Origin of the sequence: Natrialba aegyptia DSM 13077, assembly GCF_000337535.1 — an archaeon.
In the GTDB taxonomy this organism is placed as follows: Archaea; Halobacteriota; Halobacteria; order Halobacteriales; family Natrialbaceae; genus Natrialba; species Natrialba aegyptia.
Window position 1 is genome coordinate 379,409 of sequence record NZ_AOIP01000031.1, and the last position, 26,033, is coordinate 405,441.

At 64.2% G+C, this 26,033-nt stretch carries 29 protein-coding genes and 1 tRNA gene; 23 read left to right on the forward strand and 7 right to left on the reverse strand.

The features are described 5' to 3' along the window. The first annotated feature begins 151 nt into the window (after positions 1-151). From C480_RS13020 to C480_RS13030, 3 genes are all read left to right on the forward strand, one after another. A complete protein-coding gene (locus C480_RS13020; protein WP_083873378.1) occupies positions 152-1,297 on the forward strand; it encodes an acyltransferase in 1,146 nt (381 codons plus the stop codon). Between the two features lie 126 nt (positions 1,298-1,423). Further along, on the forward strand, positions 1,424-2,002 hold the full coding sequence (locus C480_RS13025; RefSeq protein WP_006666077.1) for an SCP2 sterol-binding domain-containing protein: 579 nt from the start codon (positions 1,424-1,426) through the stop codon (positions 2,000-2,002). Further along, positions 2,003-3,208, forward strand: coding sequence for an acyl-CoA dehydrogenase family protein (locus C480_RS13030; protein ID WP_006666078.1), 1,206 nt, complete (start codon positions 2,003-2,005; stop codon positions 3,206-3,208). Between the two features lie 191 nt (positions 3,209-3,399). Here C480_RS13030 and C480_RS13040 read toward each other — a convergent pair whose 3' ends face one another. Further along, positions 3,400-3,657, reverse strand: a complete 258-nt coding sequence (locus C480_RS13040) for a PRC-barrel domain-containing protein (RefSeq protein ID WP_006666080.1) — start codon at positions 3,655-3,657, stop codon at positions 3,400-3,402. A gap of 233 nt (positions 3,658-3,890) precedes the next feature. Here C480_RS13040 and C480_RS13045 point away from each other — a divergent pair, with 233 nt between their 5' ends. Further along, positions 3,891-4,547, forward strand: a complete 657-nt coding sequence (locus tag C480_RS13045) for a hypothetical protein (protein WP_006666081.1) — start codon at positions 3,891-3,893, stop codon at positions 4,545-4,547. 22 nt (positions 4,548-4,569) lie between these two features. Here C480_RS13045 and C480_RS13050 read toward each other — a convergent pair whose 3' ends face one another. Next, a complete protein-coding gene (locus C480_RS13050; RefSeq protein ID WP_006666082.1) occupies positions 4,570-5,298 on the reverse strand; it encodes an SCP2 sterol-binding domain-containing protein in 729 nt (242 codons plus the stop codon). Between the two features lie 213 nt (positions 5,299-5,511). Here C480_RS13050 and C480_RS13055 point away from each other — a divergent pair, with 213 nt between their 5' ends. The 10 genes from C480_RS13055 to C480_RS13100 all read left to right on the forward strand — a co-directional run bounded on the left by C480_RS13055 (position 5,512) and on the right by C480_RS13100 (position 15,040). After that, positions 5,512-6,246 (forward strand): hypothetical protein, encoded by a 735-nt coding sequence (locus C480_RS13055; protein WP_006666083.1) that lies wholly within the window; start codon positions 5,512-5,514, stop codon positions 6,244-6,246. A gap of 193 nt (positions 6,247-6,439) precedes the next feature. Next, a complete protein-coding gene (locus C480_RS13060; RefSeq protein ID WP_006666084.1) occupies positions 6,440-7,498 on the forward strand; it encodes a ribonucleotide-diphosphate reductase subunit beta in 1,059 nt (352 codons plus the stop codon). 1 nt (position 7,499) lies between these two features. Continuing rightward, positions 7,500-7,856, forward strand: a complete 357-nt coding sequence (locus C480_RS13065) for a hypothetical protein (protein WP_006666085.1) — start codon at positions 7,500-7,502, stop codon at positions 7,854-7,856. A 6-nt stretch (positions 7,857-7,862) separates the two neighbouring features. Next, complete coding sequence (locus tag C480_RS13070) at positions 7,863-8,168, forward strand: 2Fe-2S iron-sulfur cluster-binding protein (RefSeq protein ID WP_006666086.1); 306 nt, start codon at positions 7,863-7,865, stop codon at positions 8,166-8,168. A gap of 234 nt (positions 8,169-8,402) precedes the next feature. Further along, entirely contained in the window at positions 8,403-9,956 is a 1,554-nt protein-coding gene (locus C480_RS13075) for an aldehyde dehydrogenase family protein (protein ID WP_006666087.1), read from the forward strand. A gap of 118 nt (positions 9,957-10,074) precedes the next feature. Further along, positions 10,075-11,142, forward strand: coding sequence for a zinc-dependent alcohol dehydrogenase family protein (locus C480_RS13080; RefSeq protein ID WP_006666088.1), 1,068 nt, complete (start codon positions 10,075-10,077; stop codon positions 11,140-11,142). A 381-nt stretch (positions 11,143-11,523) separates the two neighbouring features. Next, the gene (locus tag C480_RS13085; protein WP_006666089.1) at positions 11,524-12,456 is read left to right on the forward strand and encodes a substrate-binding domain-containing protein; all 933 of its coding nucleotides are present in this window, start codon (positions 11,524-11,526) and stop codon (positions 12,454-12,456) included. A gap of 97 nt (positions 12,457-12,553) precedes the next feature. After that, positions 12,554-13,303 carry an ABC transporter permease gene (locus C480_RS13090; protein ID WP_006666090.1) on the forward strand — a complete coding sequence of 250 codons (750 nt, stop codon included), beginning with the start codon at positions 12,554-12,556 and terminating at the stop codon, positions 13,301-13,303. Next, positions 13,300-14,145 (forward strand): amino acid ABC transporter ATP-binding protein, encoded by an 846-nt coding sequence (locus C480_RS13095; protein ID WP_394296351.1) that lies wholly within the window; start codon positions 13,300-13,302, stop codon positions 14,143-14,145. Before C480_RS13090 ends, C480_RS13095 begins: the two co-directional genes overlap by 4 nt. Positions 14,146-14,197: 52 nt before the next feature. Then, positions 14,198-15,040: a TOBE domain-containing protein gene (locus tag C480_RS13100; RefSeq protein WP_006666092.1), complete on the forward strand. Its 843-nt coding sequence runs from the start codon at positions 14,198-14,200 to the stop codon at positions 15,038-15,040. 20 nt (positions 15,041-15,060) lie between these two features. Here C480_RS13100 and C480_RS13105 read toward each other — a convergent pair whose 3' ends face one another. Together C480_RS13105 and C480_RS13110 are read right to left on the reverse strand one after the other, a co-directional pair. Further along, positions 15,061-15,741, reverse strand: coding sequence for a DUF7095 family protein (locus tag C480_RS13105; protein ID WP_006666093.1), 681 nt, complete (start codon positions 15,739-15,741; stop codon positions 15,061-15,063). A gap of 132 nt (positions 15,742-15,873) precedes the next feature. Next, on the reverse strand, positions 15,874-16,347 hold the full coding sequence (locus C480_RS13110; protein WP_006666094.1) for a DUF4442 domain-containing protein: 474 nt from the start codon (positions 16,345-16,347) through the stop codon (positions 15,874-15,876). Positions 16,348-16,500: 153 nt separating this feature from the next. On the opposite strand from C480_RS13110, the gene C480_RS13115 reads away from it, so the two are divergent. Beyond that, positions 16,501-17,220 (forward strand): alpha/beta fold hydrolase, encoded by a 720-nt coding sequence (locus tag C480_RS13115; RefSeq protein WP_006666095.1) that lies wholly within the window; start codon positions 16,501-16,503, stop codon positions 17,218-17,220. 146 nt (positions 17,221-17,366) lie between these two features. Beyond that, complete coding sequence (ncsA, locus tag C480_RS13120; RefSeq protein ID WP_006666096.1) at positions 17,367-18,326, forward strand: tRNA 2-thiolation protein NcsA; 960 nt, start codon at positions 17,367-17,369, stop codon at positions 18,324-18,326. Positions 18,327-18,567: 241 nt separating this feature from the next. Here ncsA and ftsZ read toward each other — a convergent pair whose 3' ends face one another. The 3 genes from ftsZ to C480_RS13135 all read right to left on the reverse strand — a co-directional run bounded on the left by ftsZ (position 18,568) and on the right by C480_RS13135 (position 20,912). Next, the gene (gene ftsZ / locus C480_RS13125) at positions 18,568-19,758 is read right to left on the reverse strand and encodes a cell division protein FtsZ (RefSeq protein WP_006666097.1); all 1,191 of its coding nucleotides are present in this window, start codon (positions 19,756-19,758) and stop codon (positions 18,568-18,570) included. A gap of 2 nt (positions 19,759-19,760) precedes the next feature. After that, positions 19,761-19,940: a ribbon-helix-helix domain-containing protein gene (locus tag C480_RS13130; RefSeq protein WP_006108317.1), complete on the reverse strand. Its 180-nt coding sequence runs from the start codon at positions 19,938-19,940 to the stop codon at positions 19,761-19,763. Positions 19,941-20,156: 216 nt separating this feature from the next. Then, positions 20,157-20,912, reverse strand: a complete 756-nt coding sequence (locus tag C480_RS13135; RefSeq protein ID WP_006666098.1) for a double zinc ribbon domain-containing protein — start codon at positions 20,910-20,912, stop codon at positions 20,157-20,159. A gap of 125 nt (positions 20,913-21,037) precedes the next feature. Between C480_RS13135 and C480_RS13140 the strand changes: the two genes are divergently transcribed. From C480_RS13140 to C480_RS13170, 7 genes are all read left to right on the forward strand, one after another. Beyond that, positions 21,038-21,111 (forward strand) — tRNA-Tyr (locus tag C480_RS13140). A gap of 574 nt (positions 21,112-21,685) precedes the next feature. After that, the gene (locus C480_RS13145) at positions 21,686-22,078 is read left to right on the forward strand and encodes a DUF5789 family protein (protein ID WP_006666099.1); all 393 of its coding nucleotides are present in this window, start codon (positions 21,686-21,688) and stop codon (positions 22,076-22,078) included. Positions 22,079-22,153: 75 nt separating this feature from the next. Beyond that, a complete protein-coding gene (locus C480_RS13150; protein ID WP_006666100.1) occupies positions 22,154-22,765 on the forward strand; it encodes a translation initiation factor IF-2 subunit beta in 612 nt (203 codons plus the stop codon). Between the two features lie 128 nt (positions 22,766-22,893). Continuing rightward, entirely contained in the window at positions 22,894-23,568 is a 675-nt protein-coding gene (locus C480_RS13155) for an HAD family hydrolase (protein ID WP_006666101.1), read from the forward strand. A 63-nt stretch (positions 23,569-23,631) separates the two neighbouring features. Next, positions 23,632-24,657 carry an adenosylcobinamide-phosphate synthase CbiB gene (gene cbiB / locus C480_RS13160; RefSeq protein WP_006666102.1) on the forward strand — a complete coding sequence of 342 codons (1,026 nt, stop codon included), beginning with the start codon at positions 23,632-23,634 and terminating at the stop codon, positions 24,655-24,657. Next, entirely contained in the window at positions 24,648-25,415 is a 768-nt protein-coding gene (gene cobS, locus C480_RS13165) for an adenosylcobinamide-GDP ribazoletransferase (protein WP_006666103.1), read from the forward strand. The genes cbiB and cobS overlap by 10 nt, the downstream gene beginning before the upstream one ends. After that, a complete protein-coding gene (locus tag C480_RS13170) occupies positions 25,415-26,023 on the forward strand; it encodes an NTP transferase domain-containing protein (RefSeq protein WP_006666104.1) in 609 nt (202 codons plus the stop codon). The genes cobS and C480_RS13170 overlap by 1 nt, the downstream gene beginning before the upstream one ends. Positions 26,024-26,033: the final 10 nt, after the last annotated feature.

Below are 26,033 nucleotides of genomic sequence, written 5' to 3' on the forward strand. Positions count from 1 at the left end.
GTAATCGGTTTGTCGCACGATGCAGCTGCCAGGGTGAATATCATATATCTTTAATATACACAGAATGATTCTATAGATGACAAAATTACAAGTCGACGAACCGTTTACCTGAGGCAAAAGGATCATAGGTAGAAATGTGGTTGGCCGGGTTATGGGCGAACGAATCCATAGTATCGATTCGATGCGGATAATTGCGATGCTGTTCGTTGTCGCCATTCACACAGATCTATTCAGGAATATTACTATATATGGAAATATGATAAATTTCGCAATCGACAGCTCGGCGAGATTCGCAGTCCCGTTTTTCTTCGTGACGTCGGGGTACTTTTTCGCCCGGAAGACGGCGAATCGCGATCCCGTCAGCTACTTCGTGAAACGAGCGACAACGATCGCCTCGATTTATGTGTTCGGGCTGTTGCTTTCCGCACCGGTTTTTCTCGCGGGAACCGCCGCGCGCGCCGGGATCCACGATCAGGCTGTCACGGCCAGCGTCGTCGGCAAGTTGGCCGAGTTCACGTCGCCGGTGGCGTTGTTCTACTACGGCAATTCCGTGTCGGAAATCCTGTGGTTTCTCCCGGCGCTCCTGGTTTCGCTCGGATTGATCTGTCTGTTCGTGCTCGCGGACAAAACGTCGTACCTGTTGCCGATCTCGGTCTCGTTCCACGTCGTCGGGCTGCTCGGGGCGAGCTACACGATGTTCGTGGACGTGCCGTTCGAGATCAGGGATGCGTTGTTCTTCGGGTTCTTTTATACGAGTCTCGGGTATTACATCGCCTCGCGGGACTGGCAGCCGGCCCCCGAGTGGAGCAGGCGCTATCTCGGAGCGACCGTCCTCTTCAGCGCGCTCCACGTCGGCGAACGCTACGTCCTGGGGTACGTCGTGGGCGACGAGACGTTCGCACACGGCGTCTACACAGCCAGTTACTCGGTCGTCACCGTACTGGTCACGCTCTCGCTGTTCGCGTTTCTCCTCTCGCGACCGTCCCTCGGGCGGTCGACCTCGTTACCGTCGTGGGGAAAGTACGCCGTCGGCGTCTACGTCGTCCACCCTGCGGTGTTGTTCGCACTGGAAACGATCGGCGAACTGCTCGTCGCAAACGGGTACGAGATCGAATCGTCGCTATGGTGGCATCTCGTGTTGACGCCGGCGACGTTCTTCGGAGCCCTGTTCGTCTACCTCCTCGCGACCAAACACGGGGTCGTCGAGGTCGGCGGGAGCCACCTGCCGGGGACGGACCGGCTTTGGAAGTACGATCTCCGACACCCGTCCGGCGACAGTCGCTCCCGAAACAACTGACCGCTCGCCGACCGTCGCACGGACCGTTATAAATGTCCGCGCATTCCACGGATCACACTGTTCGTCGGGTGTTCCCTATTCACTACCAGCGGGACTCATCCGCGCGGTGAGCCCGAATCGATACCCATGACCGACACCGACCTGATTCAGGACATCGACGAATCGCTCGAGCAATCCGACGACGAACTCGAAGACGATCTCCCGGAACTGCTCGGCCGAATGGAGGGCCAGACCGAGGATCTCGTCCGCGAGCACCCAGAGACGTTCGGCCGCGTGGTAGCGCGGATGGAGACGATGGACATCGCGTCGTTCGTCTCCGAGAACCCCGAGACCGCGGATCAGTTCCAGGAACTGCTCTGGGCCGGCATGAACGTCCTCGTCGAGAGTTCACCCGAGGTGAAAGAGAGCATCGACGACGACATCACCGTCACCTTCGAGGCCGACGACTGCCCGATGGCTGGCCACCTCGAGGTCGACGGAACCGAGCAGACGATGACCGGCGGGGCGGGCACGCTCGACGACCCGATGCTCGAGATCACCGGCCCGGCGGACACGCTCGTCGGGCTCATCGTCGGCCGTGTCGATCCGATTCAGGGGTTCATGCAACAGCAGTACCAGATGGACGGCCCGGTCCACAAGGGCACCCGCCTCGCACCGATCATGAACTCGCTGTCTGACCAGGTTCCCGCATCCGCGGAGTCATAAATGCGCCTGACCGACGACCAGACGACGTTTCGCGACGACCTCCGAACGTACCTCGAGACCGAAATCGAGCCGATCGTCGACGAGGCGGATCGCAACGGGCCGATGACCCGAGACGAACTCGTGGGCTACCTCGAGGATCTGGAAGAACTCGGGATCGGCTTTACACCGGATACGGTCCACCGATACTTCGGGGATGTCTGGCGGTTCGTCATCGCCTCGGAGGAGATCAGCCGCGTCTGGCCGAGTTTGAACGTCGCCCTGCAGATGTCGTTTCCGGCGCTGTTCGTCCGGTTTGCGGCCGACGAGACGCGACAGGCGATGCTCCCGAAACTCGAAGAGAATCGGTGTATCGGCTGTCTTGCGGTGACCGAACCCGAAGGCGGCAGCGATACGGCCCACCCGAACACCGTCGCGCGCAAGGACGGCGAGGAGTTCGTGCTGAACGGCGAGAAAGTCTGGGTCGGAAACGCCCAGATCGCCGACGTCGCGCTTGTTATCGCTCGCGACGCCTCCGAGGACGTCCAGGACATGTTCCTGGTCGACCGGGCAAACGCCGACTTCGAGACCGAGGAGATGAACAAACTGGGCTGGAAGGGCGTCCCGAACGGCCGCATGGTCTTCGACGACGTTCGCGTTCCGGTCGAGAACCGCTTTTCGACGATCTTCGGCGACGCCATCGCCGACGGCTACGACATCTCCGAAATCGTCCCGTTCCCGGAGAGCGTCAGTCAGCTCTTCTTCGAGCACAAGCCGTTGAACGTGATGTTCTCGTTCATGCGGACGGGAATGGCATTCATGGCCGTCGGGATCATGCAGGCCGCGTTCGACGACGCGCTCGCCTACGCCCAAGAACGGGAGACGTTCGGCGACCCGATCGCGCAGCACCAGTTGGTGCAGGAGAAACTCTACGACGTTCGGGCGGCGATCGAAGCCTCGAGAGGCATCTCGCGGCGCGCCGCCGAAGCGCTCGTCGATGGCGACTCCGACGCCCGACTGCTCTCGTCGCTCGCAAAGGGCTACGCCTGCGAGCAGTCGATCGAAGCGACGAGCGACGCGCTCCAGGTTCTCGGTGCCGCGGGGCTCGATCTCGAAAACCGGATGGAGCGGTACTACCGCGACGCCCGGGTAATGACGATCCCGGACGGAACGACCGAGATCCAGAAGCTCATCGTCGGCAAGGAACTGACCGGAATGAGCGCGTACTGATACTGCCGGACAAAAGTCAGTGAACACTCGATCGCGTCTCACGGATCGTCGCTTGTGGCGACGACCGTTCGAATGCGACCGACGTGNCACTCGATCGCGTCTCACGGATCGTCGCTTGTGGCGACGACCGTTCGAATGCGACCGACGTGTGAATAGTTTTGTCCGGCAGTATGATCGTCGTCAATCCCCCGTCACCGCCCGCGGTCGTCATCGGGGCGGACGACGATTTGGTCGCTCACTCGCTTGATCCGGCTGACGGGGATTCGCAGCCGGTCGTCGTCGGTGCGAGGCGTGATCGACGAGGGGGAGTGGTCGCCGGGATCGACGACGAGATCGCGGAGCGCGCCGGACTTGGGTTCGATCGTAATGGTGTGGAGCGTGCCGAACGCGGTGCCGTCGGTTCCGACGATGGTCTTTCCGCCGAGATCCTGTGCGAATAGTTCGTCCATACCTTCTCGGGCCCACATCCCGATAGTAAACGATTGCGGTCGTGGGCCGGCACTCGCGGCGGTCCGACGGTCGAAGCCGTCCGGCAAGCTATCGAACCAGTGCGGGCGACTCTGTGTGAGAATCGCCGATCGACACGTTTTGGGCCGATCCGGAACCGGACTGCACCGTATAAACGACCCCGGATACGCGGAACAATACTGAGGCGCGGTACCGTCGAACACGATAGCAGGGTATGGCAGATGGAGACACCAGTGCCGGTCACGACGCCGGATCGAGTTCTAACGCCGATACGACCGCCCCGACCGCCTCGACCGACGCTGTGGAGCCGCCGTATCGCATCGTCCTGAACTCGATCGACGAGTGGCTCGCGTCCCTCGAGTTCAGCGTACGGGAGATCGAGGCCGCCGTCGCGGGCGGTCTCGCGGGTGGATTTCAGGCGGCGCTGGTGCTCCAGCTGTACGATACTGACGCGATCAGACGGGTCGGCGGGGGCTTCGGCTCGCCGACGTTAGACGGCGGTTGGATCGCGATGTTCGCGCTGGGCGTGCTGTTCGCGCTTCCGTTTAGCCTGGTCGTCTCGCGGTCGATCGATTCGTTCGTCGGGACGGTGATGGCGCTCTCGAGCCGTAACGAGCCCCTGCGGCGGCTCCTCACGCCGCTTCTCAAGCGATCCGCACTCGCGACGACGACGTTCGCGCTCGGGAACGGATACGGGATCGTCGTGGGTGCGGTCGGTGTCCTGTTTCTCGTCCCGGGCTGGCTCCCGGTCGCGATGGGCGTCTCGACGCCGTTTTCGAACGCCACGGTCGCCGGCGTCGTCGGCGTCCTCGCGTGGGCGATTTACGGGGGGACGATCGGGCTGGTGTACGGGCTGATTCTCGAGTCCTAAACGCACGAGGCGCGTCTCCGGCTCAGAAGATGAATCGCGTGTCGACGTCGGCGGCAATCTCCGCGAGATCGACCGCCGCGTCGGAGTACTGCAGGATCTTCTGCATGTCGCCGTCGATCTCGAACTCGCCGGACATCAGCATGTTGATGACGTCGCCCTCGCCGCGGACGAGGTCAGTCCAGGTGTCGTAGTCGCCGATGAGCCGAAAGCCGTGCTCTCGGTCGTCGAGGTCGAGCATCGTGTCCACCGATTCGCACTCGCCGTCGTAGAGTTCGAGATACGCGTAGATCGTGCCGTCGTCGGCCACGTTCTCCTCGAGTTGGGTTATCAGTTCGTCGAGGATGGTCGGCAGTTCCGTCCGGAGCGCCGGCCAGGTACGGTCGGGAAGCCCCGCCATCGTCGTTTCCCGAACCTCGGCGGTAACGCGCTCCTCGATCGAACCGTTGCGGGACTCGATACGCTCGCGATCAGCTGCCGGCGCTTTCTCGAGAATCGCTTCGAATCGGTCGTCGGAGAGCGCGGAGAGGTCGTTCTCGACCGCCTCGACGAGTTCGGACGGGAGGTCGGCGACCGTCGTGGAGTCGAGCGGAACGGCCTCGATCTGGAAGACGAACGAGCCGTCGAAGTCGACGCCCCAGCCGGCCGAGTGGTCGGCGTAGGCGTCGTTTTCGTCGATCGCCGCGCGGTACTGCTCGAGCCACGGCTCCGTCGGGAAGTACTGTTCGATCGGTCGGCGTTGTTGCGTGCTCATCTGGGTTTCCGGGCCACGGTGGACCCGATCTAGAACTGTGCTCATTGTGAACTCTTGTTGTGATTTCTCCGGGGATGCGAGGGGGTTTATCACGGACGGTTTCCGGAGCTGTCGTTCGCTGCTTTCATTGCGAGTCTCGCACCTGGGAGACCATATATACCCCCTCGGATCCCCGGACGAACGCTGAAGCGATCGTCTGCAGTGCGTACACGCATGGTTGACTGGTTTCCGTCCGAAGAATGGCTCGAGAGCTACCGCAGGAACCTCGCCGAAGACGACGCGTACGCGGCGGCGAGCGAGGGCTGGGGCGTCGAGTTCGACGGCGACTTTTGCTTCGTCCTGACGCACCTTCCCCTCGAAGAGACGACGCTCGGCGACCTTCCCGACGCGTTGACAGCCGAGCTATTCGACCGGATCGACGCGCTCTCCGCCGACGAGTTCGATCGGTTACGGGAGACGGCGACGCCGGCGTTCGACGAGCGATTCGCCGCCGTCGACGGAACGGGCGAGAGCGAGGGTGCGGATGAAGAGGAAAACGAACGAGTTCGATTCCGACGGGCGCTCTCGACCGTCGCGCTCGCCGACGTGCCGACCGTCGTCTGGCCGGCGCTCGAGACGCATATCCGGGGCGACCTCGAGTCGCTGCTCGCACAACTGGAGGCGTACGTCGTCGACGGATCGACGGTGTACGCCCATCTCTCGCTCGAAGACGGCGACTGCGAGCGAGCGGAACTCGTCGCCGACCCGTCGGCCCGGGACCCGGGATTCGAACTCGAAGCGCCCTACGAGACCTGGACCGAACTCGTCGCGGGTGCCGACGTGATCGAGTCGGTGATGTCGAACGAGATGGAACTCGACGGGGACGTGACGCGAGTGCTTCACTACGGGGATGCGGCGGCGGCGATGGGCGATGTCGCCGGCGAGACCGACGCGCGATACCTGTTCTGAGGTGCTCTAAGCGGTGGGCCGTGGCGTATCACGCTGTCGTGTGTCCCGTCCGGGCTCTTCGTCCGCACAGCCCTCACCGCACGAGTGACAGCCCTCGCCCAGTCGAGCGAGGCGGAAGAGCCGCAGACGGGCGACTTCAACTCCCGCGTATTCGAGCGGGTACGCTCATTGACAACTGCGGCGAAGCGTTCCTGTGCCACAAGATACCACACAATCAGGATTCCAGGCCGAACGGATCGATACCTCGAGTAAGTGGTACGACCTCTTCCAGAAAGGGGTCGAACTCGGGACGTGGAACGTCGAAAAACTGTTCGACGAGGTCGGCTTCGAGGAGGACCGAGAGATCTGGTCGTCGCTCGAACCCGGCGAGCAAAAGCAGATCCGATACCTGTTGTCGGGCTTTCTCGACGGCGAGTTCGCCGTCGGCGAAGACGCGAGTCACCACCTCCAGCGCATCGCGGGCGCGCCGTGTTTCGACGACAACGAGGAGATGGAGATGTACATGACGATGTTCACCCTGACCGAGCACAAGCACACGCAGTTCCTCGACGTGTACATGCACGAGGTGATGGGCGAGCAGGACGTGTTCGCCGACCTCAACCCGAAGCGCGGCGGCGCTCGGATTCCGATCGTCCAGGCGACCGGCCTCGGCGAAATCTTCGATCGGCAGGGCCAACTCACGGCCAGGGCCGCCCACTCGAGGGATCCGGTGGACATCGCGAAGGCGCTGACGGTCTACCACATGATCGTCGAGGGGCTGCTCGCCCGCGGCGGCTTCTACTCGATCAACAAACTCTCACAGAACGCGCCGCTGCCGCTTTTGAACCACGGGTTCAAGTTCATCAGCACCGACGAGGGCCGACACATGACCCACGGCGTCGAAGCGCTCTCCGAACTGATCGCGAAGGAACGCGCCGGAGAACCCGAGTTCCAGGGTGTCAGCCAGGCGATCGTCGACGTGCTGTACGAGAACGTCCCGGCGGTCGCGGACTTCGGCTACATGTTCACGGACGCCGTCGACGATCCCCTCGAAATCAACTTTAACGACCTCCTGTTGCGGGTCGGCCACCTCATCGACGGCCAGTTCAACGAAGCGCTCGATCTCGACATGGACCACCGGACCGTCGTCGGCCGCGTCGCCGACCGCCACCAGGAGTGTCTCGAGAAAGACATCGACGACGCGGTTCGGACGTATCGCGACCTGTACCAGCGAAAGCGCGGCGTCGAAGCCGCGGCTGACGGAGGACGATAACATGACGGACGACACGAACCCGACGAACGCGACTGAAACGCCAGCCGACACCGCCACCGCGACCGACGCGGACACCGAACTCACCGAACTAACTGAACTCGCGCGCGGAGCCGAGTTCACCGCTACGGAGGAGGAGGTTGCTGAGGCGATCGAGGACGCCGCCGCCGAACTCGGTCAGAGCGCCGACGAGGTCCGCGAAAACGTCGCCTACATCATGGATTCGACGTTCGAGGACGAGGGCGTCAGCACCTCGTTCAACGAGAGTATCAGCGGCACCAGTCTCGAACACGACGAGGTGGGGACCGGCGATCCGCGCCTGGAGGCGCTGGAACTGTACAAGCTCCGCCAGCGGATCTAACCGGAGATGTACGAGATCACGTTTCGCTTCGAGGACGGGACGGAGACGATCCAGGTCGCCCCCGACGAGTTCGTCCTCGACGCGGCCGAGCGGGCCGGCCTCGAACTGCCCCACTCCTGTCGGAACGGCATGTGCACCTCGTGTGCCGGCGAACTGCTCGCGGGGGACCTCGACGGTAACGGGACGGCGCTCACGCCGGACCAGGAGGCCGACGGCTACGTGCTGCTGTGTTGTTCGTCCCCGCGAGCGGACTGCGAGATCCGGGTTGGTGAGCGCGTCCAGAACGAACTACTCGGTCTCGACGCGCTCTAACCCGTCTTTTGCTTTTCGAGAGATCGGATCGATGTGGTGCAGTGACACGGTCGACCGCCGTTTAAAGGTACCCGCGTTTCCGAGGGATCACGCTGACGAGCAGGAGCGACGATGGCTCGTCTATAGATGCATGTGATTCCCACACAGCCACCACGAACCGAACGCTGGGCGATCACCGCGCTCGAACCGGCACCGATCCGCGGCCGCCGCGCGCCGGAGGGCCGGTGATCGCCGATGCAGGAGCAGTTTTACGACCGGGCGCGCTACGAGGTGAGCGACGCCGTCCGCGAGCGCCACCGGGCCGCGGCCGAGACGGTCGTCTCGCGCGAGCGGTACGGGCACCTGATCGACGGCGAGTGGATCGACGCCGCGGCGGGCGAGGACGGCGTCGCCATCGACGCGACCACGGGCGCTGAACTCGCGACCGTACAGAGCGGCACCCCCGAGGACGTAGACCGGGCCGTCGAGGCCGCACGGGCAGCCGTCGAAGGAAGCTGGGGACAGCTCACGCCCCGACAACGGGCCGACCGCCTCGGGGAGATCGCGGACCGGCTTGCAGACCGGACGACGGACATCGCGAAACTCGACAGTCTCGAGACCGGGAAGCCGAACCTCCACGCGCTGTTCGTCGACTGCGAGGTGCTGGTCGAACAGTTCCGTCACTTCGCGGCGCTCGCGCGCTCGACCGACGACGGGCGCGTCGTGCCGACCGGCGACGAAAAACGCGTCTTCACGCACCGGGAGCCATACGGCGTCGTCGGCGCAATCTCCGCGTGGAACTTCCCAGCGATGTTCGTCGCGTGGAAGCTCGGTCCGGCGCTTGCGGCCGGCAACGCGGTCGTCTTCAAGCCCTCCGAGCGAGCCACGCTTTCCTCGCTCGCGGTCGCGCGAATCTGCGACCGGGTGCTGCCGCCGGGGACGGTCAACGTCGTCACCGGCACCGGCGAGGCGGTCGGGGAAGCGATGACCTCCCACGGGGGCATCGACAAACTGAGTCTGACCGGCTCGCGCGCGGCGGGCGTCGCAACCCTCGAGAACGCCGCACAGACGATCACGCCGACCTCGCTCGAACTCGGCGGCAAGAGTCCCAACATCGTCTTCCCCGACGCCGATCTCGAACAGGCGATCGAGGGGACGCTCGTGAGCATCTTCTTCAACTCCGGTCAGCAGTGTACCGCCGGCTCGCGGCTGTACCTCCACGAAGACATCGCCGCCGAGTTCATCGAACGCCTTCGCGATGCCGTCGACGGCCTCACCGTCGGCGATCCGCTCGCCCCCGCGACGGACGTCGGACCGATGATCGACCACGCCCACCGGGAGCGCGTTCGCGATTTCGTCGAGACGGCCGTCGCCGAGGGCGCAACGCTGGCCGCCGGCGGGACCGACGGGATCGAGGGTGAACTCGAGGGAGCGCCCTTCGTCCGGCCGACGGTGCTGACCGACGTCGGCGACGACGACCGCATCGGCTGCGAGGAGGTGTTCGGCCCCGTACTCTCCGTTTTCGAGTGGCGCGACCGCGAGGACGTCCTTCGCCGGGCGAACGACACGTCCTACGGCCTCGCCGCGGGCGTCTGGACCGAAGACCTCCGAACCGCCCACGAGTTCGCCGCCGAACTCGAGGCGGGGACGGTCTGGATCAACACCTACAACGACCTCTTCGATCCGGCACCCCACGGCGGCTACAAGGAAAGCGGGACGGGACGTGAACTCGCCGAAGAGGCGCTCGCGGAGTACTCGCAGGTGAAGACGGTGAAAGTGAATCTGGGCGGCGTTCCGAAGATGGGTTGACCGAGCGTAGCGGTCGGCGACCTGCCTCGGATGATGCGGTTACGATGCGTCGATAGCCCCGGCCATTACATAATTATAAATAATTAATTTTATGGGTGCGGGCCTCGTGTGACCGGCTATGAAAGCAGTCGTGTTCCAGGGCGTGGACGAACCGCTCGCGGTTGAGAACGTCGATCGGCCGGAGTGCGAGGCGGACGGCGTCGTCGTCGAGACCGAAGCCTGCGGCATCTGTCGCAGCGACTGGCACGCCTGGCAGGGCGACTGGGACTGGATCGGACTGGTTCCGACGCCGGGATTGATATTCGGCCACGAACCCGTCGGTCGCGTCGTCGAGGTCGGCGAGAACGTCGACCGCGTCAGCGAGGGCGACCGCGTGACGAATCCGTTCAACCTGAGCGACGGGACGTGTCCCCACTGTCGAGCGGGACGGGCGAACATCTGCGAGCGGTCCGTGCCGATGGGATTCGTCCCGTTCCAGCAGGGTGCCTTCGCCGAGGAGTACCCGGTTCGAAACGCCGACCAGAACCTCGTTCAGGTACCCGACGCGGTCGACCCCGCGGAGGTCGCGGGACTCGGCTGCCGGTTCGCCACCGCCTTCCACGGCGTCGTTCACCGCGTGGACGTCACCGCCGGCGACTGGGTTGCGGTCCACGGCTGCGGCGGCGTCGGACTCTCCGCGATCCACGTCGCGAGCGCGCTCGGCGCGAACGTGATCGCCGTCGACATCGCCGCCGACAAACTCGCCATGGCCGAGGAAGTCGGTGCCGTCGAGACCGTCGATGCGACGGCCGTCGACGACGTTCCGCAGGCCGTGAAAGCCTACACCGAGCGAAGTCGCGGCGTCGCCGTCTCGGTCGACGCGCTCGGCGTCGCGGAGACGGTTCAGAACTCGGTGAACTCGCTCGGGAAGGGCGGCCAGCACCTCCAGATCGGGATGACGACGTCTGACGAGGCCGGCGAAATCGCTGTGCCGATCGATACGATGGTCACCGACGAACGCGAGTTCTACGGCTCGTACGGTATGCCGCCGAACGAGTACGACGAAATCTTCCGGATGATGACGGCCGGGACGATCGATCCGGGAACGATCGTCACGGAAACCTGTTCGCTCGAGGACGTGCCCGACGTGATGGACCGCCTCGGCGAGTACGACACCCTGGGCATCCCGGTCTGTACCGAGTTCTAGATCGCGGACCGCCGGCGTACCGACGGACGAACGGCCGTCGAAGCGAGGCGATGGTGCGACCGAACCGCGAACCAACGCTGGTTGACCTGCTCCCGCGCCTAAAGACGCGGGAATCCCACCACGGGAATCAGACGGCGCGATATCTCCTACCGCCGTCCGTGTGTGGCGATTCGAATCGGGAATATAATCACAGCCACAGTCCCAGTCACGAACCTTCCCGCGTTCACGCTGCAGTGAACCGGCCGGCGATTACTGTCGGCAGACGGTCGGTTTCAGAACGTCATACAGAGAGACGTTCGGTCGCCGGTCCGGAGAATTGTAACGGTTTCTGGTTACGATCTCCCCATAGCTATTTGCACACCGGATGATAACGATATATCGATGTCGATACAACGCCGAGCGTTCATCGCGACAGTCGGGGGTGGCCTCGCCGTCGGCAGTGCGGGCTGTCTCGGGAACGGTGGATCGGACGAAGGCGACGGTATGCCGGACGTGAGCGGCACGTCGCTCACACTTACCACGACAACCAGCACCGAAGATTCTGGACTGCTCACCGAACTCAACCCGCCGTTCGAGGAGCACTACGGGGTTACGGTCGAGGCGGTTCCACAGGGGACCGGAAACGCCATCGAGACGGCGCGCCGCGGCGATTCCGACGTGGTGATGGTCCATGCCCGCTCGCTCGAGGACGAGTTCATGGAGGACGGTTACGGCGTGAACCGGCGCGATCTGATGTTCAACGATTTCGTCGTCGTCGGGCCGTCCGACGATCCGGCCGAAATCAACGGCAGCGAGTCGGTCGTCGAGGCGTTCGAAGCGATCGCCGACACCGATTCGACGTTCGTGTCCCGCGGCGATAATTCGGGGACGTACACGAAAGAACAGGAACTCTGGGGCGAAACGTCGCTCGGGGAGCCCTCGGGCGAGTGGTATCGCAGTATCGGATCCGGCATGGGTGATGCGTTGAACCAGGCGAACCTGGATGGGACCTATACGCTGTCGGACAGAGGGACCTTCCTCTCGATGCGCAGTGATCTCGATCTCGAGATTCACGTGCAGGGGCCGATCGAGGGCGGGCCGGAACTGCTCTCGAACCCGTACGGGATCGTCGCGGTCAATCCCGAGATCCACGACAACGTCGAGTACACGCTGGCGATGGCGTACATCGGCTACGTGACGAGCCCCGAGGCGCAGTCGATCATCGAGGAGTATACGGCAAACGGCGAGCAGTTGTTCTACCCCGATGCGTTAAGCGAGGACCCGAACTTCCAGCAATACGTCCCCGAGGGGTGGCAAAGCGACGACGAGACGTAATCGACGTGGTGATAACGCGTGACCGAACAATGAGACGACAACCGAGGACGAATTCGGTGATCCGACCGTGAGTATTACCCGGACGAGCGCCGCATCGATGGCCGGCTGTAGCGACTGCCTCGTTCGACTGTCTCACTTCCACTTGGGGACGATCGCCCCGCTCCAGTCCGAGTTCCCCTTCGAGTGGATCTACATCAGGAGCATCATCGAGGTCTCGCTCTACGTCAGTCTCGTCGCCGTCGCCCTGAGTACCCTCCTGAGCATCCCCGTCGCGCTCGTGCTCGGCTTTACCGAGTTCCGCGGCAAGGGCTTTCTGCGGTCGGTCATCACGACCGGAATGGGCTTTCCGAGCGTCGTCGTGGGGCTTTCCGTCCTGTTTCTCGTCTCCAATCAGGGGCCGCTCGGCCCGCTCGATCTGATCTTCACGACCGAGGCGATGATCCTGTCCCAGCTGGTCCTCGCGACGCCGGTCATCATGGGCGTGAGCCTCGCCGCCGTCTCGAGCGTCGACCAGCAGGTCCGTGATGCGGCCTTCGCGATGGGCGGGACGCGCCTCGATGTCGCGCTCGTCACGATCAAAGAGGCCCGGTACGGTCTCGTCACCGCCGTCCTCGCCGGATTCGGCCGGGCGATCAGCGAGATCGGCAGCGTCCTCATCGTGGGCGGCAACATCGTCGGATCGGACGGCGAGTCCTACACGCGGACGCTCACGACGGCGATCCGCGTCGAGGCCCGGAACGGCCAGTTCGATACGGCATTTCTCCTCGGCGCGATTCTCGTGGTCCTCGTCTTGCTCGTCAACGCGCTCGTGATCCGCCTCGGGGGCACCAACGGAGGGTACCGATGACGATGGACGACCCTGCAACGGCCACAAAAGACGCGAGTTCAACTCGGCCGACGGATGCGCCACCGTCCACAACGCCGACGCTCCGGGCCGTCGACATCCAGCACGGCTACGGCTCCGAAACCGTCCTCGAGAGTGTCTCGCTGTCGATCGACGCCGGCGAGGTCGTCGCGATCATCGGCCCGTCCGGCGTCGGCAAGACGACGCTCTTGCGTCTCCTTGCGCTGTTCGAGCAGCCCCGCGACGGGACACTGGAGTACGACGGGACCGACGTCTGGGAAATCACGACCCAACAGCGCCTCGCCTTCCGCCGGCGGATCGGCATGGTGTTCCAGGACGCCAGCCTCTTCGACGCGAGCGTGCGACGCAACGCCGAGTACGGCCTGCACGTCCGCCAGTCCTGGATCGACCGCCTTCGCCGCGAGTTCGCCGACCTCGTCGGGCTGCGCGACGGCACCGGCGAGGCGATCGAGGCGCTCGACGTGGTCGGCCTCTCGGACGAACTCGACCGGCACGCGAGTTCGCTCTCGGGTGGAGAGGCCCAGCGCGTCGCGTTTGCACGGGCGCTGGCGTTCGATCCCGACGTGCTCTTGCTCGACGAACCCACGTCGGATCTCGACCCGCGGAATACGGCGGTCATCGAGGATGCGGTCCGCGAGGCGAGCGAGCGCGGGATCGGCGTGGCGATCGCGACGCACGACATGAACCAGGCTCGGCGCGTCGCCGACCGGGTTGCGGTGTTGCTCGGCGACGGGATCATCGAGGTCGGCGAGACGAAGACGATGTTCGAAGACCCGGAGGACCCGCGGACGCGAAAGTTCATCGACGGGGAGTTGATTTACTGATGGCTCCGTATTGTCTTCGTATGCCACTTACTCCCGTGCGACGGGGGTCACCGTGACCGTCGAAAAGCGGTACCGAACCGAACTCGCCATCGACGGCGTGACGATCGACCGCCGGGACGTCGAGATGCTCGAAGCCATCGACCGTCACGGCTCGATGCACGCCGCCGCCGACGCGCTCGGGCGCTCGTACGCCCGCCTCCAGCGTCGCATCGTCGAACTCGAGGACGCGGTCGGCGCGGTCACAGAGCGCCGCCGCGGCGGTGCGGACGGCGGCGGAACCGAACTCACGCCCGCGGCGGTCGACCTCCTCCAGCAGTTCGAACGCCACCAGACCGAACTCGACGGCGTCGCCCGCGTCACCGAATCCGTGTTTCCGGGGGCCCTGGTCGACCGAACTGGTGAACTCGGGACGGTCGAGACGCCGATCGGTCGGATCGTCGCCCTCGTTCCCGACGACGCGACGACGGTCGAGGTCGGCGTCCGCTCGGACGCGGTCGTGCTGTCCGATCCATCGACAGTCGACGCGACAGCGACCGACGATCCGTTGGCGTCCGACGCGTCGACAGCCGATAGCGATGCCACAGACGGCAGCGACCCACGGCGGACGAGCCTTCGAAATCAGTTTACGGGAACCGTCACGGCGATCGACGCCGCCGACGCCATCGCCAGAGTCACGCTCGACCTCGGCGACGAGGGCGACAAGGGCAACGAGGGCAACGAAGATGACGAGGGCGACGACAGCGGTGATGGCGACAGCGGTGACGAGTTCACCCTCCAAACGGTCATCACGCGGACGAGCCTGCAGCGACTCGAACTCGAACCCGGCGTGGCGGTGCGTGCGTCGTTCAAGGCGACGGCGGCGCGGGCGATACCGGCGGCACAGAACCGGGAGTAACGGAACGCAGTTGCCCGTTGTCAGACGACGTCGCCGCGAACCGTTACGCCGTCCTGTTGCTCGCGCCAGGCGTGGAGGTCGTGGGCGGCCTCGGTCGCCTCCTCCTCGTCCAGTCCGAGCATCCCCAGGGCCGCCGAAAGCGTCGGCAACGCGAGTTCGCTCTCGCGGAGTTTTCGGAAGGCCTCGTCGCTTTTCGTGCCCTCGGCCCAGAGGCAGACGCCGCGGGGGTCGAGCAGTTGCGTGTAGTCGCCACGGCGTTTCGCGCCGCGGAGGCGCTGGGTGACGTTGTCCTCGAAGGAGGCGTTGCAGACTTCGAGGTGGATCGGTTCGTCCTCGTCGCCGAGCAGGTGGGCGGCGAGACACCGTTCGGGAGCGGCGTGGCCGTTCGCGTTCGCTCGCAGGAGGTCGGGATGGTCGTCGGCCCAGTCGGCGCGGACGGATTTGCCGACGCCGGCGATGCCGTGGGAGTCGCGAAATCGGGCGTCCGGGTCGGCTCCGGCGTCGCTGGCGGCCGCGCTGCCGTCGCGCAACAAGATGTCCTTCGTCAGGTAGACATCGAGGCGCTCGACCGGATCGAGGCCGAGCGCGACGTCGCCGAAGGCCCAGACTTCGCGGACGGGCACCGGCAACTGCTCGCGTTCGACGGTGTCGACGAGTTCTTCGAGCCGGGCGACCGCGTCGGCGCGGTCAAATCCACTCATTGTGGGTGAGTGGGGTCTCGAGTCGCAAAACGGTTTCTCGTTTTCAGTGTCGGTTTCGGTGTCGGTTTCGATTTCGGGTTCAGTTTCGATGTCGTTCCCATTCCCGCTCCCGCTCTTACCCCCAGCGGCGCTTCAAACCCGCTTCGACCGATCGGTCGTCACGTACACCGTCTTCCGAACCGTCGCGTGCACCGTCCCGTCCGCGTCGACGAGGTCGACGGTGTAGTGGCGATCGATCGAGTCCGTCTCCGAATCCGCGAGTTCGGCGCGGACCGCGGCCAGTTCCTCGTCGCTGATCGTAAACCGCGCGTACAGCGTCTCCTGTCCCGGCTTCTTGAATCGAATGTCGGCCTCCTTGTCCCAGACGGTGAACTCGTCGCCGAGATTCTTGAGGAGCATCATCATGTAGAACGGGTCGGTCGCGGCGTATATGCTGCCGCCGAAGGTCGTCCCGACGTAGTTTCGCGTCCGCCAGGTGTGCGGGAGTTTGATCCGAACCTCCTGCCAGTCAGGCGCGACGTACGTGACGCGGCCGCCGGTGCGGCGGTAGGCCGGAAAGAGATTGAATCCGATCCGGTAGAGTCGTGCGCGAAGCGAGTCGAACATACGCTCCCTCGGTCGAGTACCCTCAAAGCCGTTGGTAAACCCCGTGTTCGTGTCCGCGCGTTGTCGCTGCCTCCACCCGTCGACACCGTTGGACACCGGCGCGAATCGTGTCATGAGAGCAGGTTTTTATCCGATCATATCGAATGCCAAGATATGCGACACCGCGTCTTCAACGACGACGGCGACACTGAACTCGTGTTCGTCATGGGCTGGGGCAACCGCTGGACCCACGAGAACGTCAGTTGGCTCATCGGGAAGCTGACCGACGCCGGCTATCGAGTTCACGCGTTCGAACTCCCGACGAACATCGAGGACTTCAAAGCGGACTGGCTCGAGCCGATCGCGGAGTACGTCCTCGAGTTCGAGGAGTACCAGCTGTTGGCCCACAGTTCGGGTGCGCTCGTCGCCCAGGCGTTAGACGGCGCGGACGACCACGTCTACCTGAGTCCGTGGTGGGGCTACGGCGCGGACTATCCCGACGCCCTTCTCGATCTGGTCTCGAAAGTCCCGACGACGCTCCCCTGTCTGCCCGTCGGCGACATGGACCGCGATGCCCTCGGCGAGCGGGCAACCGACCACCAGCTCGCGACGACCCCGCAGTGGGTCTCGCCCGCGTTCGTCCGCGAGACGCGCCACGCCCAGCAGGACCTGCTCACGATCGACCACGACGCGGTCGTCTTCTGCTCGCTTCGAGACCCGGTTATCAGCCTCCGCCCGATCGGCGAGCGCGTCCCCGCGGAACACGTCGTCCTCTACGACGGCGGCCACGAACTCTTTTCCTCGGCGACGCGGGAGCGCTACATTGACCTCCTGCTCGACGCCCTCGAAGACGGGGCTGCAGCTATCGAAGCGCGGTCGATCGTGCCGGCCTGAGGGGGTTTCCGCACTGTTCGCTGCTCGAAGACGGTTTCCCGACGAGCGCGACCGAGGCGACGAAAGGCCGAAATTGTGGAGACGAAAGACCGGCCACAACCACGGAGACGAAACCGACATACGCGTTCGACCGCAACCTCTCCGCGATGGACTGCAATCGGTGTGACCAGGAGGCGGTCATGCACGCCGCCTACTCCGGCTCTCACCTCTGTGCCGATCACTTCCGCGAATCCGTCGCCAAACGAGTTCGCCGTCGCATCCGACGCGACGATCTCGTCCCCCAGGACGCAACCCCCGAAAACCCCCAAACCTGGGTTATCGGCCTCTCCGGCGGCAAAGACAGCGTCGTCCTCACACAGCTCCTCCACGACACGTTCGACGACGACCCGCGCATCGAACTCGTCGGCCTGACGATTCACGAAGGCATCGAGGGCTACCGCGACAAGAGCGTCGACGCCTGCGTCGAACTCACCGACGACCTCGGCATTCGCCACGAACTCGTCTCCTACGCGGAGGAGTTCGGCGTCCGGATGGACGATGTCGTCGAGGACGACCCCGAGAACATGGCCGCCTGCGCCTACTGCGGCGTCTTCCGCCGGGACCTCCTCTCGACGTACGCCGATGAACTCGAGGCCGACCTGCTGTTGACGGGGCACAACTTGGACGACGAGGCCCAGACGGCGTTAATGAATTTCCTCGAAGGCGACGTCGAACAGATCGCCAAACACTTCGATGCGAGTCTCGGCCCGCTCTCGAAACGCGAGGACCAGAGCGAGTTCGTTCCGCGAGCCAAACCGCTTCGCGACGTTCCCGAGAAGGAGGTCGCCCTCTACGCCCATCTCGAGGATCTCCCGGCACACATCACGGAGTGTCCGCACGCGAGCGAAGCCTACCGCGGCGAGATCCAGCAGTTACTATACGAGCTAGAGGAGAACCATCCCGGGACGCGACATTCGATCATCTCGGGCTACGAGGAGGTCGCGGAGATTGCGGCGGACGAGTTCAGCGGCGACGATGGTGCGGACCTTCAGGAGTGTGTCGAGTGTGGGTCGACGACGACGCGTGAGGTCTGTCGGAAGTGTTCGTTGCTCGACGCGCTCGTCTGAGACGGTCTACTGTACCGATTTCCCGGCGCACTCGGCGTACACGGAGGACGGTCGTAGGTGCGCCGGGGCTGACGGCAGTCCGTGTGAGCGAATCGGCGTACCGGTGTCGTCGCTGCGTGTACGTTTCACCCGCGTCGCTGTATGCAATGTGTACGACAGTTGCTGCTGTGTCATACATGGCCGACGCTCACTGATGTATTTAAAACCGAAACTGCACTCGATCGCCTGAAAAGCGACGAGTTTACCGGATAACGTCGACGCCGTTCTGTTTCTCGAGTTCGCTTCGGCCGCCGTCGCTCTGCGCGCCGAATCCCTGTTTGCGTCCGGATTCGACGTTGTTGCTCGCGTCGAAGTCGGCATCGTTGAGCCCTTCGATGCTGGCGCGGGACTTGTCGGCCTGCTTTTGCGTCGTCGGACCGAGGACCTGGGCGCTCTGGACGCCGGTCATGATCGCCATGACGCGGACCTTACCCTTGTAGTTCTCCTGAATGCGGGCACCCCAGATGACGTTCGCGGAGGCCTCGAGGCGCTCCGTGATGTTGTCTGCGATCCCTTCTGCCTCTTTGAGTGTGAGGTCCGGACCACCCGTGATGTGGACGAGTCCACCGGATGCACCGCGGTAGTCGACGTCCAGCAGCGGGTGGTTCATCGCGTCCTTGACGACCTCGTCGGTCTTGTTCTTGTCCTGGGTTTCGCCGACGAGCATGACGGCGACGCCGCCCTGGTTCATGATCGTGGACATGTCCGCGTAGTCCAGGTTGATCAGGGACGGCTGTGTGATCGTCTCCGAGATACCCTTGACGGTCTCGGCGATGATCTGGTCCATCACGGAGAACGCCTTGCCGATCGGCAGGTTCGGGACGTAATCGAGCAGCCGGTTGTTGTCCAGCACGATAATGGAGTCGGCCTGCTCGCGGAGTTTCTCGAGACCTTCCTCGGCTTTGACCGTGCGGGCGCGCTCGACGTTAAATGGCGTCGAGACCATCCCGACGACGATCGCACCCTGCTCTTTGGCGATCTTCGAGACGACGGGGGCGGCACCCGTGCCGGTGCCACCGCCCATCCCCGCGGTCACGAAGACGAGGTCTGCGTCACCGAGGACTTCCTTGATCGTACTCTGGGCCATCTCGGTCGCCCGTTCGCCCATCGACGGATCGCCACCGGCACCGAGCCCGTTCGTGAGCGACTTGCCGACGAGGATCTTCGTGTCGGCCTCGATCATCTTCAGGTGCTGTTTGTCCGTGTTGATCGCGACCGTGTCGGCACCGTCGACACCGATGTTATACAGCCGATTGATGGTGTTGTTCCCCGCACCACCGCAGCCGACGATGACGATCCGGGGCTCGCCGAACTCGTCTTCGTCCATCGATGCGTCCATCTCACGGGCTTCCTGTTCCGCGTTGTCGAGGGCGTCCTGAACAATATCCTGCATCGTTACACCTTGGCCCAGTTGTGTTTACCGGCCTGTTCGCCGTGGCCGTCGTACTGTTCGTTGATCATTTCCCGGACCGCCGACCGGATCGCCTCGCTCCGGTTTGGGAACTCGCCCGAGTCGACCAACTGCTCTACTTCGTCGATCTGCTGTTTCGGGATACGCAGTGTCACACGCTCCATTGTTGTATTCCCCGTTGGGTAAGACGGTGGCGCGCCCCTGTCAGACACGACGTGTCTTACACCGGAGACGCCCGACATCGGGCAGTTTCCGCCGTTTTGCATCCGGTGTAAGACGGCCGTCTTACGCGAATAAACGGAATACTGTCTTGCATAATAAAACTACCGACGAGCCGGACGATCACTGTCTTACGACAGTCACTGATCTGGCGTCTACGGCTACCTCGACTCCAGTACGTCCGCTGCTGGCGTCCGTCGTCCACAGCCCGGACAGAACGACCAATCGGATCTGAACTCATCGCCGCACTCACAGAACAATCGCCGTGAGGACTTCTCACCGCAGTTCGGGCAGTAAACGTGCTCGTCGTCAACGGGCTCGCCACACTGTCCACACGTCGTTTGCATCGATTCCGATCGCGCCTGTTCCTGGTCGGCCTGTTGTGGTGCGGGCTGCCCGCCGCCGTTTCGACTCGAGTTCGCTCGTGAACCCTGTACCGAATCGGCCGGTTGATTATTTGGTCGTCTGACATGGTCTTCAGATGACGCCCGTTCGGACTCGCGCGTCTCCGACTGCTCGTCAGCCGACTGGAACGCCTGCCCTGCAAGCGAGACGGTGACATTGATGTCCTGTGTCTCACGGTCGCGGACATGTCTATCGCGTCGTCCGTCGCCGGCGTATGACGGCTCCTGTGGACCCGTCTGGCCGACAGGGTGCTGTCCGACGAGCGACGCAACCTGCTTGGCTACGAGTTCATCGACGCGTTCGCGGACGAGTTCGTCGAGCGTCTGATCGAGTGCTGAACTCGCCGGTGCGGCATCAGTTGTCGCGTTCCGCTCCGCGCGGGTATCGGAGACTGGTCCCTCGTGACCGAGATACGAACGGAGTGCCTGGCGCATTGCCTCGCTCTTCGAAAGATCGAGGGCCTCGAGTTCGTCGACGAGGGCGTCATCGGCGCGGAACGTGATCTTACTCATAGCCCGATATACAGGACTATTGATGAGCTACCTATATCAATCATGCTGTTACGTGCTACCAAACTCATTCCAGCAGCTGAAATAATAACCCTTATGTTCCGTTCGGCGACTACGTGTGAGTGTACCCGCCCTTAGCTCAGACTGGTAGAGCAGTCGACTGTAGATCGACTTGTCCCCCGTTCAAATCGGGGAGGGCGGACTCGGATTCTCGCTGAACTGAATTCGAAACCGGTAGTGGTGTTTACGCCGGTTTTCGGGCATCTACTCCCGTTTCTTGTTCGTAGAAGCGACCGGCAAATCTGGAGTGGAGTTCGTTTCCAGTCGGGGCCACCGCCTGCTGTCGAATTTTGTAGTGGAGATTTGGAGTGATCTGTGTGACGATCGTCCGGCGGGCGGTAGACAACACACAGCGATCCCGTTTCAGAACTCGCAGCAGAACGGGGCTGTATCGCGTTTTCGGTATCGATGAGATCATGCGTCGATGGAGCGGTGGGAGAAGTTGGGAGATCGGCGTCCAGCCGATCCGGCTTGCGTTGGCCGAGCGTATCGGAGAGGGGCCAGCAACCGGCGAAGCCGTGCGGTAGTGGTAGGTGTGGTGTTGGGGCTACCGCAGGCAGTTAGACAACACGCAGTGCGAGGATAAATGGCCGTGTCGATGGCAACCTACGTCGATCGTCCTTCGAGATCGAAGGGGGGCCACGCCCGCCGTCCAGTGACGGCAAGCACGCAAACGCCGGCCGTCGGCTTTTGCGTCGTGTGGTGATACCGCGCGTATGAGCGAGGATCGTTCAGAGCCGGATCGTGATCGCGCCCAGGATCGTGCCGAACAGCGAAAGTCCCAGCGAGCGGACACCACCGAGTCGATTCTCGAAGATGTCAACCGCCATCTCGGCGAGATGGAGTACCCGATTACGGGCGAAGAAATCGCGTCGGAGTACGGCAGCGAACCGATCGATATGCCGAACGAGACGGAGTCGCTCGGGAGCGTCTTCGACCGACTGGCCAACGAAGAGTTCGACAGCCAGGAGGAAGCGCGGGAGGCGATTTACGGAGAGATTACAGGCGAGGCGGGGAGCCCGAACGAAGCGAATCCGGAGCGTGATCTCTCGCGCCTAGACGAGGAAAAACAGGGGTCGCTCGGCGAAAGCGGGAGCGATTCGCTTTAAGGGCTGACCAGCCCGATTCGGGTCCCGGAGCGTGATAGCAGAACCGATTTACGTCAGCGTCGTCTGGTTTCGCGTATGGATTACGAGTCGAGTCTCGACCGAGCAATGGACGATGTCCCCGACATCGGGGGCGACGAGCAGCGGTTACAGATTCCGGATGCGAAAACGCAGAAAGACGGCGCGTTTACGCGGTTTACGAACCTGGGCGAGATCGCCGATGTGCTCTCGCGCGAGGACGAACACCTGCACCGATTCATCCAGCGCGAGATGGGGACAAGCGGCAAACTCGAGGACGGCCGTGGTCGGTACAACGGGACGTTCTCGGAGCAGGACTTTAACGCCGCCGTCGAGGCCTACGTCGACGAATACGTTCTCTGTTCGGAGTGTGGCCTGCCGGACACTCGTCTCGTGCGCGAGGATCGGACGCCGATGTTGCGCTGTGACGCCTGCGGGGCGTTCCGCCCCGTCACCAAGCGCTCGGCGAGCACCCAACAGCAACAACAGCAGGAAGCTGTCGAAGAGGGCAAGACCTACACCGTCGAGATCACTGGCACCGGGCGCAAGGGCGACGGCGTCGCAGAAAAAGGCGAGTACACGATTTTCGTCCCCGGCGCACAGGAAGGCGACGTGGTCGACATCTACATCAAGAACATTTCGGGTAACCTCGCGTTCGCTCGACTCGACTGACGCCCGTCCCTGCTTCCGTTCGATTACCGCCTCGTTCCGTTCAGTTCGTTTTCACCAGTGCTGACTGCCACCAGGACGGCCTCGCCGAAACCGCGACCATAAAGTCAACTTGGGCTAGTCACACGAGCGTGGGAGTCTCGTTCGATCTCTTCGACACGCTCGTCACCGCCGACTATCCGACCGATCCAGCCGCCGCCATCGCAACCGAACTCGAGAGCCGCGGCGTCTCGGTTCCCGACGATTGGGCCGACGCCTATACCGAAGCGCACGTCGATGCACCTGCGGGCGCAGAGATTCCCCTCCCGGCGCACGTTTCTCGCGCGCTCGCGAGCCGCGGCGTCGAGTTCAGCGGCAACGTTCCCAGACGGGCGGTCGTTTCGGCGTTCGATCCCGCTGTCGAGACCAGACCGGGCGCGCGAGAGGCGATCGAGGCCGCTCGCTCCCGGGGCCGGGGTCAGGGCCACGCCGTCGCCCTCTGTTCGAACTGTAGCGTCCCCGAACTCGTCGGGCGGACGCTCGTTCGATCGGAGTTCACACGCGAGGACTTCGACGCGATCGTCACGAGCGTCGGCTGTGGCTGGCGCAAGCCGGCACCCGAAATATTCGAGGTGACGGCGGACGAACTCGGCGTCGAGCCGTCCGAGCTCGTCCACGTCGGCGACGACCCGCGAACGGACGGCGGCGTCGAAGCCGTCGGCGGAACGGCGCTGCTTCTCGACGCCGATGCGGAACCGACCGCCCGAACGCGTCTCCCGAACCTCGGCGCGCTCGCGGATCGGCTCGACGCGCTGGAGGTGAGCTGAACTCGTGTCACGGGTGTCGGCGTGGTCAGCGTGGTGTCCCGTCACGAACACGGAGGACGGCCCATGGAACTGCTGACGGTCGTCGTCCTCGTCGTCGCAGTCGGACTCGACTGGCTCATCGGCGAGCCACCGAACTCGATGCATCCCGTCGCCTGGCTCGGCCGTCTCGTCGGTGCACTCGATCGCGAGTGGAGCGAGAACGAGCGGCGACAGCGTCTCGTCGGGGTCGCAATCGCACTCCTTGTTCCGCTCGTCCCCGCGGGCGTCGCCGGTGGTTTTGTCTTCGGTTCCGCGACGATCTCCCCGTTACTCGGGGTCGCAATCGCCGCACTCGTCCTCTTTATGACGATGAGCCTGCGATCGCTGCTCGCGCTGACCGACGAGGTCGTGGACGCGACCGCAGGGGACGCGACGGATCTCGAGACGGCTCGTAATCGAGTTCGGGGACTCGTCGGACGGGACGTGTCGTCGTTATCGCCGGCCGAGATTCGTAGTGCGGCGGTCGAGAGCGCAGCCGAAAACCTCGCCGACGGCGTCGTGGCGACGGTACTCCCGTTCGCGGTGCTCGCTCCCGTCTCGCTCCCGGGAGCCGCGGCGGTTGCCGCCTGGGTCAAGGGCGTCAACACGCTGGATTCGATGCTCGGGTATCCGTCGAAACCGATCGGCACCGCGAGTGCGCGCCTCGACGACATCGTGATGTGGGTTCCCGCCCGCGTGACGGCGGCGGCGCTCGCACTCGCTACCGCGGACCCGCTCGCGCTCCGCCGCGCCACCGCGTGGGCTCGCGCTCCGCCGTCGCCGAACTCGGGCTGGCCGATGGCGACGCTCGCCTGCGCGCTCTCCGTACGGCTCACGAAACCGGGCGTGTACGACCTCAATCCGCCGGCAGCGCTGCCGACTCCCGAGGACGGTGCGCGAGCGACGACAGTCGTCGGGGCGGCAGCAGCCGTCGCGATCCTGTTCGCGATCGTCGCGTCGGTCGGAGTCGCTTCGCTCGCTGCTGCGTCCGGCGTCGCGGATGGACCGATGGACGGCGCGTTGAACTCGTCACTCGAATTCCTTGCCGTGGGGGTGGGTCAATGGTCGTAAGCGTCAAACGCTGGGGCCGCGCGATTCGCGGCGCGCTCGGCTTCCTGACGCGGCTCCCGGTCGGCCACCACGACGGCGACTGGGACGCGTTCCGCTCGACGCCGGCCGCCTTTCCGCTCGTCGGACTCGCCGCGGGAGCGGTCGCTGCGCTCCCGTTACTCGCGGCCGATGTATTGGCTCCGCCGACCGTCGCGTTCGGCTATCTCCTCGCCGTATACGCGGTGATGGGGATCAACCACCTCGATGGTGTTGCCGATCTCGGCGACGCGCTCGTAGTCCACGGTGATTCCGACCGCCGCCGCGAGGTCCTGAAGGATACGACGACGGGTGTTGGTGCGATTCTCGCGGTGGCGATCACCGTCGCCGGGCTCGCACTCGCGGGGCTCGGTCTCGCCTCACTGCCGGTCCTGACGGCGGTGACGGTCGCAATCGGAGCCGAAGTCGGCGCGAAGTTCGGCATGGCGTCGATGGCCTGCTTCGGCCGCGCACCCTACGAGGGAATGGGCCGGCAGTTCACCGAGGCCGCGAGTTCAGGATCGTGGCTCGTCCCGGCGGCGGTCGTCCTTTCGGCGGCGACGATCGGCTGGCCGCATCCGGCGACGGTCGCCGTCTGCGGCGGAATCGGGGGCGTCAGCCTCCCCTGGTACTGGGCGAACCGTCACCTCGGCGGGATCAACGGCGATATCTTCGGTGCGGCGAACGAGCTGGGGCGCGTCGCCGGCGTGCACGCGGGGGTGATCGCGTGGACGCTCTTGTGATGTGCGGCGGGAAGGGAACGCGCCTCGAGAGCGACCGCGAAAAGCCGCTGTACCCGATCGACGGCGTTGCGATGGTCGACCGCGTCGTGACCGCGCTCGCGCGGAGCCGCATCGACGCGATTTACGCGGCGGTGTCGCCGAACGCGCCGGAGACTCGCGACCATCTCCGTGCTTGCGACGGGCCCGTTACGACGATTAACACCGCCGGCGACGGCTACGTCGCCGACCTCCTGGCGATTCTCGACCGACCGGCCGTAACGACGCCGATACTCACCGTCGCCGCCGACCTCCCGCTTCTGGACGCTGCGGTCGTCGAGCAGGTACTTACGGTCTACGACGACCGCGGCCACGCGGGCTCGCTGACCGTCTGCGTCCCCGAGACCTGTAAACGACGACTCGGCACCAGCATCGATTCCCGGCTCGACACGGCCACCTCGCCCGACGAACTCGTGCCGACCGGTGTCAACGTCGTCGACGCCACAGCGAACGACTCCACCACCGAATCCATGACCTACGTAACCGACGATCCACGACTCGCGATCAACGTGAACCGCCGCGAAGACGCTCGCATTGCGACCGAACGCATCCGTCGTTCGACCGATCGATAACAACCAGTAC

Coding starts and splice junctions, on each gene's coding strand:
- C480_RS13020 (WP_083873378.1), top strand. CDS start 152: ATGGGCGAACGAATCCATAGTATCGATTCGATGCGGATAATTGCGATG.
- C480_RS13025 (WP_006666077.1), top strand. CDS start 1,424: ATGACCGACACCGACCTGATTCAGGACATCGACGAATCGCTCGAGCAA.
- C480_RS13030 (WP_006666078.1), top strand. CDS start 2,003: ATGCGCCTGACCGACGACCAGACGACGTTTCGCGACGACCTCCGAACG.
- C480_RS13040 (WP_006666080.1), bottom strand. CDS start 3,657: ATGGACGAACTATTCGCACAGGATCTCGGCGGAAAGACCATCGTCGGA.
- C480_RS13045 (WP_006666081.1), top strand. CDS start 3,891: ATGGCAGATGGAGACACCAGTGCCGGTCACGACGCCGGATCGAGTTCT.
- C480_RS13050 (WP_006666082.1), bottom strand. CDS start 5,298: ATGAGCACGCAACAACGCCGACCGATCGAACAGTACTTCCCGACGGAG.
- C480_RS13055 (WP_006666083.1), top strand. CDS start 5,512: ATGGTTGACTGGTTTCCGTCCGAAGAATGGCTCGAGAGCTACCGCAGG.
- C480_RS13065 (WP_006666085.1), top strand. CDS start 7,500: ATGACGGACGACACGAACCCGACGAACGCGACTGAAACGCCAGCCGAC.
- C480_RS13070 (WP_006666086.1), top strand. CDS start 7,863: ATGTACGAGATCACGTTTCGCTTCGAGGACGGGACGGAGACGATCCAG.
- C480_RS13075 (WP_006666087.1), top strand. CDS start 8,403: ATGCAGGAGCAGTTTTACGACCGGGCGCGCTACGAGGTGAGCGACGCC.
- C480_RS13080 (WP_006666088.1), top strand. CDS start 10,075: ATGAAAGCAGTCGTGTTCCAGGGCGTGGACGAACCGCTCGCGGTTGAG.
- C480_RS13085 (WP_006666089.1), top strand. CDS start 11,524: ATGTCGATACAACGCCGAGCGTTCATCGCGACAGTCGGGGGTGGCCTC.
- C480_RS13090 (WP_006666090.1), top strand. CDS start 12,554: ATGGCCGGCTGTAGCGACTGCCTCGTTCGACTGTCTCACTTCCACTTG.
- C480_RS13095 (WP_394296351.1), top strand. CDS start 13,300: ATGACGATGGACGACCCTGCAACGGCCACAAAAGACGCGAGTTCAACT.
- C480_RS13105 (WP_006666093.1), bottom strand. CDS start 15,741: ATGAGTGGATTTGACCGCGCCGACGCGGTCGCCCGGCTCGAAGAACTC.
- C480_RS13110 (WP_006666094.1), bottom strand. CDS start 16,347: ATGTTCGACTCGCTTCGCGCACGACTCTACCGGATCGGATTCAATCTC.
- C480_RS13115 (WP_006666095.1), top strand. CDS start 16,501: ATGCGACACCGCGTCTTCAACGACGACGGCGACACTGAACTCGTGTTC.
- ncsA (WP_006666096.1), top strand. CDS start 17,367: ATGGACTGCAATCGGTGTGACCAGGAGGCGGTCATGCACGCCGCCTAC.
- ftsZ (WP_006666097.1), bottom strand. CDS start 19,758: ATGCAGGATATTGTTCAGGACGCCCTCGACAACGCGGAACAGGAAGCC.
- C480_RS13130 (WP_006108317.1), bottom strand. CDS start 19,940: ATGGAGCGTGTGACACTGCGTATCCCGAAACAGCAGATCGACGAAGTA.
- C480_RS13135 (WP_006666098.1), bottom strand. CDS start 20,912: ATGAGTAAGATCACGTTCCGCGCCGATGACGCCCTCGTCGACGAACTC.
- C480_RS13145 (WP_006666099.1), top strand. CDS start 21,686: ATGAGCGAGGATCGTTCAGAGCCGGATCGTGATCGCGCCCAGGATCGT.
- C480_RS13150 (WP_006666100.1), top strand. CDS start 22,154: ATGGATTACGAGTCGAGTCTCGACCGAGCAATGGACGATGTCCCCGAC.
- cbiB (WP_006666102.1), top strand. CDS start 23,632: ATGGAACTGCTGACGGTCGTCGTCCTCGTCGTCGCAGTCGGACTCGAC.
- cobS (WP_006666103.1), top strand. CDS start 24,648: ATGGTCGTAAGCGTCAAACGCTGGGGCCGCGCGATTCGCGGCGCGCTC.
- C480_RS13170 (WP_006666104.1), top strand. CDS start 25,415: ATGTGCGGCGGGAAGGGAACGCGCCTCGAGAGCGACCGCGAAAAGCCG.